This window comes from Paenibacillus zanthoxyli JH29 (genome assembly GCF_000520715.1).
GTDB classification, from domain to species: Bacteria; Bacillota; Bacilli; order Paenibacillales; family Paenibacillaceae; genus Paenibacillus_AQ; species Paenibacillus_AQ zanthoxyli.
The window spans coordinates 1-1,886 of sequence record NZ_ASSD01000545.1 but is presented as its reverse complement, the minus strand read 5'-3'; the positions used below and the strand labels follow the sequence as shown (position 1 = coordinate 1,886).

Here is a 1,886-nt window from a genome sequence, read left to right as displayed (position 1 = left end):
CAATGGAAGGAGCCGGTGGAACTGCTGAACGTCTCCTATGATCCTACGCGTGAACTGTATGAGAATTATAATAAAGCCTTCTCTGCATATTGGGAGAAAGAGACCGGACAGAAAGTGACCATTAAACAGTCGCATGGCGGTTCCGGCAAACAAAGCCGCGCCGTGCTTGACGGTCTGGAAGCGGATGTTGTAACGCTGGCGCTTGGTTACGACATCGACGCTTTGCAAAAGGCTGGCCTGATTAATGAAGGATGGCAGAGCAAATATGAACATAACAGTTCCCCTTACACCTCGACCATCGTATTCCTGGTTCGCAAGGGTAATCCGAAAGGCATCAAGGATTGGCCGGATCTGCTGAAAGACGGCGTAGAGGTGATCACCCCGAATCCGAAGACATCGGGCGGCGCCCGCTGGAATTACCTGGCGGCTTGGGGTTATGCGCTGGATCATAACAATAATGACGAGGCCAAGGCGCAGGAGTTCCTCAAGAACCTGTTTACGCATGTGCCTGTGCTGGATACCGGGGCGCGCGGCGCGACTACAACCTTTGTAGAACGCGGAATCGGCGATGTGCTGCTTGCTTGGGAGAACGAGGCTTATCTGTCCGTGAACGAGCTGGGCAAGGATAAATTCGATATCGTCTATCCGTCGGAGAGCATTCTGGCTGAGCCTCCGGTGGCTATTGTCGATAAAGTGGTCGATAAGAAGGGAACCCGTGAGGTTGCGGATGCTTACCTGAAATATCTGTACAGCGAAGAAGGTCAAAAGATCGCTGCGGAGAACTACTACCGTCCGACACTGGACAGTGTTAAGGAAGAATACAAGTCCAAATTCCCGGATATCAAGCTCTTTACGCTGGCTGATAAATTTGGAACGTGGCAGGAGACACAGGAAAAGCATTTCAACGACGGCGGTATCTTTGACCAGATTTATGTTCCGGGTAAATAAGGGAATCTTCGGACAGAAACGGGAAATACGGCGGTGCTGATCGGCCGAACGGAGCCGAAGGCGGAGAAAGGATGAATAATCGATGAATGTCACTGCTAAGGCGACGCGGCGGGGGGTGCTGCCGGGATTCGGTCTAACCATGGGGTACAGCATTTTATATTTGAGTCTGGTGGTGCTTATTCCACTGGCTGCGCTGCTGTTCAATTCAACAGGACTGACCTTTGGTGAGATCTGGTCGGTGGCTACGGACCCCCGGGTACTGGCCTCTTACCGGGTCAGTCTGACCACGTCGGCGGCGGCCGCATTGGTGGACGGTCTGCTGGGACTGCTGCTGGCATGGGTGCTGGTGCGCTACCGGTTCCCGGGAAAAAGAATCTTCGACGCCCTGATCGATCTGCCGTTCGCGCTGCCGACGGCGGTGGCGGGCGTGTCGCTGACGGCGCTGTATTCCGGCAACGGTTGGATCGGCTCGCTGCTTGAGCCGCTCGGCCTCAAAGTGGCGTTTACGCCGCTGGGCATTTCCTTGGCGCTGATGTTTATCGGTATTCCTTTTGTCGTGCGCACCGTTCAGCCCGTGCTGGAGGATTTGGAGCGGGATACAGAGGAGGCGGCCGCCACGCTCGGGGCCGGACGCTGGCGCATCTTCCGTAAGGTGTTGCTGCCGGAACTGATTCCGCCCCTGCTCACCGGCTTTGCCCTGGCCTTTGCCCGGGGAATCGGCGAATACGGCTCGGTTGTGTTCATCTCGGGCAACATGCCCATGCGGACAGAGATCGCTCCGCTGCTGATCATGTCCAAGCTGGAGCAGTACGATTACGCCGGAGCAACAGCAGTGGCGCTGCTGCTTCTCCTTATTTCCTTCCTGATGCTTCTTGTGATCAATATGCTTCAGCGATGGACCCGCAAGGCATCACGCTAAGGCCCCCACTACTTAAATT

2 protein-coding genes are annotated in these 1,886 nt (G+C 55.4%); both read left to right on the top strand.

Annotation, left to right across the window (positions count from 1 at the left end):
* Positions 1–948, top strand: a 948-nt coding sequence (locus L691_RS0121235; protein WP_025692347.1) for a sulfate ABC transporter substrate-binding protein, incomplete at its 5' end; no start/stop codon positions are given.
* A gap of 82 nt (positions 949–1,030) precedes the next feature.
* Positions 1,031–1,867 carry a sulfate ABC transporter permease subunit CysT gene (gene cysT / locus L691_RS0121230; protein ID WP_025692346.1) on the top strand — a complete coding sequence of 279 codons (837 nt, stop codon included), beginning with the start codon at positions 1,031–1,033 and terminating at the stop codon, positions 1,865–1,867.
* The last annotated feature ends 19 nt before the right edge of the window (positions 1,868–1,886 follow it).